At 71.8% G+C, this 6,210-nt stretch carries 6 protein-coding genes; 1 reads left to right on the top strand and 5 read right to left on the bottom strand.

Features of this window, described 5'->3' with window-relative positions:
• The first annotated feature begins 250 nt into the window (after positions 1–250).
• The gene (locus tag AAFN69_RS24430; RefSeq protein ID WP_347730860.1) at positions 251–1,417 is read left to right on the top strand and encodes an endonuclease domain-containing protein; all 1,167 of its coding nucleotides are present in this window, start codon (positions 251–253) and stop codon (positions 1,415–1,417) included.
• Positions 1,418–1,512: 95 nt separating this feature from the next.
• On the opposite strand, the gene AAFN69_RS24425 is transcribed toward AAFN69_RS24430, so the two are convergent.
• The 5 genes from AAFN69_RS24425 to AAFN69_RS24405 form a co-directional block, all read right to left on the bottom strand.
• A complete protein-coding gene (locus AAFN69_RS24425) occupies positions 1,513–1,644 on the bottom strand; it encodes a hypothetical protein (protein WP_347730858.1) in 132 nt (43 codons plus the stop codon).
• A 435-nt stretch (positions 1,645–2,079) separates the two neighbouring features.
• Entirely contained in the window at positions 2,080–2,703 is a 624-nt protein-coding gene (locus AAFN69_RS24420) for a GNAT family N-acetyltransferase (RefSeq protein WP_347730857.1), read from the bottom strand.
• Positions 2,704–3,215: 512 nt separating this feature from the next.
• Positions 3,216–3,992, bottom strand: coding sequence for a mucin-2 (locus AAFN69_RS24415; RefSeq protein WP_347730856.1), 777 nt, complete (start codon positions 3,990–3,992; stop codon positions 3,216–3,218).
• Between the two features lie 679 nt (positions 3,993–4,671).
• Positions 4,672–5,187: a hypothetical protein gene (locus AAFN69_RS24410; RefSeq protein ID WP_347730855.1), complete on the bottom strand. Its 516-nt coding sequence runs from the start codon at positions 5,185–5,187 to the stop codon at positions 4,672–4,674.
• Between the two features lie 296 nt (positions 5,188–5,483).
• Positions 5,484–5,753: a hypothetical protein gene (locus AAFN69_RS24405; protein ID WP_347730854.1), complete on the bottom strand. Its 270-nt coding sequence runs from the start codon at positions 5,751–5,753 to the stop codon at positions 5,484–5,486.
• Positions 5,754–6,210 lie beyond the last annotated feature (457 nt).

The following is a 6,210-nucleotide window of genomic DNA, read 5'->3' as shown; positions in this document are numbered from 1 at the left end:
GAGCGGCGGCGCGCCCGGCGACGAGGCCGGCGCCGGCCAGGTCCGGGCAGGGCGGCGGCCCTGGAGCGCGCCAACCCCAGCCACACCGCCTCGCCGACGGCCACACCCGCGAACACCCCGGCCCCGGACAATGCGCCGAAGGGCAGTCCGGCAGCGAACGCGGCCGGTCGGCCCCGCCCAAACGCGAAGACACTGGCGGGCCGTGTCGGCCGTTCTCTGTCCACAGGGCACCACTCCCAGGCTCGCCTCCATGCCCTACATCCCCCCGCCCCGCGCCCAGACCTTGTTCGCCGACCTGACCCACGACGCTCAACTCCCCATCGACCACAACGAGCTCACCCGATCGCGCCGATTCGCGGCACACGACCACGTCGTGCTCGGTGACACCGTGGTGCGGCGCTACAAGCACCACGGGAAATGGAAGTACCTCGAACAGGACATACGACGAGCCGGCCAGGCCCTCGCGCAGTTCACCTTCGACCCCCGCGACACCGCCCCGGCGCAGCTGCGCCGGGGCGACGAACGCCCGTGGCCGGAGCGGGTCACCGACTGGCGAGCCCGTATCGGCTCGCACATGGACACGATCGCCTCCAATAACCTCAACTCCGCCCAGACCACCGCGCCCGATGCGGCCACATGGGCAACCCTGCGCTCAAGCACCTGGTCCCTCGCCGGCACGTTCCCCCTCCGGCTCCTCGACCACTCCGACGGCCAGTGGCTGCTCCCACATGCCTGCGTCGAACTCCTGGACCGCTGGCAGGAGCGGGAAGAGGACCTCACCGCTCGCGCCGGGAACTGCCAGGACTGCGGCACGCCGAGCCCGGGCGCGTATGAGTGGCGGACCCTGGAGGACACCGGATATGTCACCCGCTGCCCCGCCTGTTCCAGAGCCCGGTTCCCCCGCTACGCCGACCAGCTCGCCGGGCGGACCTACACGTGGGCCAGGAACAGTCGCCACCGGGCGGCCGACTACCTGTGCCGGCTGTGCCAGGCACAGCGCGCCTTCGCGTGGGACCACTGCCACCAGCCCGCCCACCAGTACGTCCGCGGCCCCCTGTGCGGGGGCTGCAACACCGCTGAGAGCAACCCCTTGAGTGCGTTCCTGCAGCGCGACGGCGCCGCGCGGTACCTCCTGCACTGCCCCAGCTGCCGCCGCGACCGCGACCTCCCCGACCGCCACCACGCCGTGGTTGCCGGCGCTCACCTCGCGCAGGCGCAGCCACGGCACTGCACCGCCCCGGCACGCGTGGCCCCCGTCCCCGGCACAACACCGTACGGCGGAGCCCTCCGTTACACCCTGCACTGCTCCCGCCACCCCTGGACAGGCGCCTGGGCGGCGGAGGTGCCCGCCGCCCAGGCGCAAGCCCTCGTGCGGGACTTCGTCGACACCGTCCTCGCCGATGACACCGCACACTGACCTGCCACCTTGTGACGGTCCCGGGTCCGGGACACTTCCCGCAGTGCGGACGGCGGCCGGCTCCGTCCAGACGGGACATCCAATCGCCGGATCGCTCAGAACGGCGCCGTCGCCGCATCAAGGAACCGGCCGGTGCCGAGCGCAGCCAGCAGCCGCGCGGTGGCGACCGCCTCGTCGCCGCCGCGCAGCCGGGAAGTCGACGGCCAGGTCCAGCCATCGTCGGACATCGCGGTGCCAGCGCGGGCCGGGAAGCGGTGCACCCCGGCAGACAACCAGCGCGTGCACCGCCCCGCACGGCCATGGCAGGAACGGCCGGACGGGTGCAGCCCGGGCGCAGCGGACAGGACAGGGGCAGCCGGACACGGGCCCGGGCGGGCGGCGGCGGGGGCACAGCGACGGCCACGCGCTCCGAGGCGTTCGCACGGACCTCCGGCAGCGGACGCGAAGGCGGCCGACTGCGCTCCGGCTCCGGGCGCTGCGGGCGGGCCCGGAGTCGGGCGGCCCGACGTGGTCAGCGCGCAGAACGGCCGGACACCCACGGAGCGTAGGCACAGGGCGCGGCGGGGCCGAGCATCGCGGACAAGGGCAGCGCGCGGGCCGCTCACGGCCTCGGCTCACGCCAGCCGGCCCGGCCCTGTCCGCACGGGCCTGCGGACCGGGCTTCAGGACGCCTTGCCGGCCAGCAGACCGCTCAGCGTTCCGGCCCGGTACGACACCCTCGGCGTGAGAGGGCGCACCAGGTGCCGCATCGACGCGTCCGCCGGGTATCGGAGTCGACCGACGGGCAGTTGCAGATCGAGCGGAGCGCCGGCCGGCAGGACGTGGAAGCCGTCAGCCTCGTAGTAAGGGGCGAGGTGCGGCTTGTGCGCGTGGACACCTCCGAGCATCGCTTCATAGCCCTGCCGGTTGTACGAGCGGACCAAGTGGTCAACGAGCCGGTGACCCAGTTGCTGGCCGCGGGCACTGTCGGCCACAGACACCGCCTCCAACTCGACCAACGCCCGGGCCAACGCGAGGCACAGCGGCCGGCCGAGGCCGGCTTCCATCAGCCACTGCACCGGCGGCATCGCGTGGGCAACGCCAACGACCTCTCCCGTCAGGCGCTCCTCGGCGACCAGCAGGGTCGCAGTGCCGGACTGCGGCGGCAGCCGCCAGTCCGTGCGCATCCGGCCGATGATCTCCTCCGGCATCGCCGCGTCTGTGAAGTCCACCTGCTCCAGCAGAGCGCGCACCGCCCCTGGGTCGTCGTCGGAAACGGCCGGGCGAATCAGGTAACGCCCGTACACCTGCGATGCTCCAGTGCCAGCCGACCGAAGCCGCTGAGGCGCGATACGGCGCTCTGCCCGGCGCCGGGAAGCTCGTCCCATACCCCCATCCTCCCCCAACCCAGCGCGAGCCAACAGGTGATGACCGTCCCCGCCGGGCCTCGCGCGGGCGACAGCAGACCGGGGCGCGACCGCCGGGACAGGTACGGGGCAGCCACGCGTCGAGGCGGGCCGCTCCGGAGCACGGGCCGACCGCGACCCTGTTCGGCGCTGGTCACCGAACAACGCCGAACGATCCGAGCCCGCACGGACACCGGCGGACAGCCGAACCCCAGCGCCCGCAGCACTCCAGCCAGGCGCGGCGCGGGACGCCCTGCCCGGTTCCGGGAGCGGGCGGGACAGGACCGGGCCGGGGCGACCGGCCGGAGCAGAGGCCAGGCACACGACGCGGGTCAGGCGGCAGGGTCAGCGCCCCACCGCCTGAAGCATTGTCTGCGGCGCATCATCCATGGGCACTGGGGTGCGCACAGAGTTCAGGCCAGGTCGGCGAGGAGCGCGGTGGCGTTGTCCACGTACTGGTGCTCGTCCGGCGGGAGCTGGGTGCGGGCGGTGGTCACCGCGAGGTCGACGAAGCGGCGCACCGTCCGGGCCAGCGGCTCGCCGTCGAGTTCGGTGAACAGGTCGTGTCCGGCGTCCGCCAGGGGCTCGTACGCGCCGTCGGAGGCGAGGAGGAGACGGCTGCCCCTCGTGAGTTCGGCGGTGGCGGTCTCGATCGCCGGGTGGTCGCGTAGCTCGCGCACTTCCTCGTCGGTGCGTGAGGAGCCGAGGTAGGAGGTGATGCGGTTCCGGTTGCCGCCGTCGTGGGAGGCGGTCGGCGGGTAGACCCTGCGCAGGTTGTGGTCCTGCGTGAGCCGGAAGGCGATCCCGTCACGCAGGAGGTAGGCGCGGGAGTCGCCGGCCCAGGCGACGGAGAGGGGCTTGCCGGGGACGGTGACGGCGACGACCGCAGCGGCCGACGGCATGTAGGCCCGGGCGTAGGGGTCCTGACGGTTGGGGTCGGCCGCGTACGCGGCGTACGTAGCGCGGAGTCCGGCCTCGGCGTCACCGCGGCGGGCAGCGGCCCGGGCGAGGCTGGCCGCGGCCCGGCGCGTCCAGTCGCGCACCGCGCGGCTGGAGCCGATCCCGTCGAGCAGGACGTAGGCGCGGGCCCCGGTGGGAGCGGTGCGTACAGCGGTCGCGTCGCACTGGGCACTGCGACCGCCGACGTTCTGAGCCGTGGCATAGGTACGGATGAGAGAAGCTCCATTCATGGTCCGCGATCGGAGAAGGCCGGGCGCCGTCGGAAGCGGCGGGAGGCGGGTCGAGCCGGACCGCTCCACAGGGAGAGCCATCGGCAGCGAACCCCGCCCTACATTCATTAATCTATCCAATCGAGACGCTAATCGTCAAGTTATATGTGTCACACTTGGGTGTTGTCACTCCTGAAACGGCCAGCACCCCCACCGAACACCACCGGCGCGCACCGGCACCGCTCCGGAACACGGACCGACCGCGCCCCTGTTCCGGGTTGTTCAGCGATGTTCGCCGAACAACGCCGAACACCACCGAACGGATCCGGGCCCGGCACGGACAACAGACCCCGGATGCCGTCCCGGCGCGCGCACGGGGCCGAGAACGAATCGCATCGGACACCGGCGGACAGCCGAACCCCAGCGCCCACAGCACTCCAGCCAGGCCCGGCACGGGCCGACCGCCCGGCCGGGCGCGCACGACCCGCGCCGGACGGCATCGGACAGCAGACTGGGCCAACACGGACAAGGAGCGGAGCACCTGCGGCGGAACGGAACAACGCACGGGCGAACCCCGATCTGCCGCATTACCGTGGGCACAGAACGGGCCGAGGGCCCGGGGCGCAGGTCCGGGCAGCGGGGATGCGGGGGGGCGGCCCGCCGCCTGAGCGTGGTCAGTGCGGCGGGCTGATCCGTGTCATCACACGAGGCGGTAGTCGCTCTCCATGAGAATCTCGGCGATAGCCCAAGGACCCTCATAATCCGGAAACTCGACCAGCACCGGCAGCCCAGCGTCAGCGCTGCCGCGCAGCAGCTTCACCCAGTCCTCCCAGAACTCGCGGTCCACGTCGGCGAACCGCCGATCGACAGTGGAGCGAACCGTCTGACGCCCTGCTGAATCCAGCGCGGTCAGTGCAACGCGCACCTCCGCAACAGAAATCACCCAGCCCGGCGTCTTGAGCTTGTGCGCGCCGATTCCTGGCGGGGGCGACGGGTGCCACGAGATCCTGCGGTTGTGCGCCTTCAGGAAGTCGCGCAGCTCGTCGTCGAGGCGCACGGTGGGCAGGCCCAGCTGGACCTGGAGGCACTCGGACTCACGACCAGACGGGGGTGCGGGCTCCGCCGGAACGCCCTCTACCGGGTGCAGCATTCCCAGATCCAGCATCGTCAGCGCCACGGCTCCGACTTCGGCCTCGGTGAGCGGCAGGTGGTTCAAGGGTCTCCTCGCGCCTAGAACGTATGTTGTTTCATTATTCTACTCACAAAGAGAGGAGGGAGTCAAGTTTTATGTGTCACTCTTGCTTGTCGTGAACCACTACACGGCGCTGCCGAAGCGACACCGGATCGTGCACACGTTCTACCGAGCGGGCAGGCGGACCTGCGCTTCGGCAGCGACGCGCCGTCGACTCCGGCAACCTGACGCGCACCACCGGCGCTCGGGGCGTCCGAGTTCGTCGACCTCGACCTGAACAAGCTCGCCACTCTCGGCGTTCGCCACGCCGTCTCGGTCGTCTACAGCTTCAACAACATCCCGTTCATCCAGATGGACGACGTCTTCGCCAGGCTGATGGCCCCGGCAAGCCGGGCTCCACGGGCGCGGCCTTCGACGCCCGCCAGGTCGAGCAGCGCTACGACCTCACCGGCACCTCGCTCGCAAGCGTCCCCCTCATGGAGGACGTCAAGGGCCGCATCATGAGCTGGCTCGACGTCGCCCAGGGGGTGACCGGTACCCACCATGCCGCCCACCGCCCCGCGGACGGCCTCGCCGTCCTCGCGGAGCACCTGACCGCCTTGTTCTCCTCTGGCGCCCGGGTCAGCCTCGGTGAACTGACCCTCTGGCACGCCGCGCGGGCCCGCACGGCCGTCAGCCGCCATGACGACGGCTCGACCAGCACCTGCCGCCGCCAGAACAGGGAAGGCATGACCCCCTTCGCCGCGCGTCGGCACTCCGAGCGCCGACGACCCGGCAGACGCACGCGACGCCACGCTCCCCTACCTGCTGCGCGAGGACATCACGCTCCCGAACGGCGCCGAGACCCGGTCGCGCTCAACGCCGCCGCCCTGCGGATGCAGTCCGCCTCGGACCTCGTCACGTCCCTCACCGCACCACTGACCACCCTCCGGCGGGACCTCCACCGGCCACGCCGGACCGCTCCAGGAGGCGGCACACGTCACCCCCAACAGACCGTTTCGGTATCGGAGTTCAAGCACGCCGCAGCGTGTGCCGGCTACACGGCCG

The organism is Streptomyces sp. CAU 1734 (assembly GCF_039888735.1).
Lineage (GTDB): Bacteria > Actinomycetota > Actinomycetes > Streptomycetales > Streptomycetaceae > Streptomyces.
This window is presented reverse-complemented; position numbering and strand designations above follow the sequence as displayed.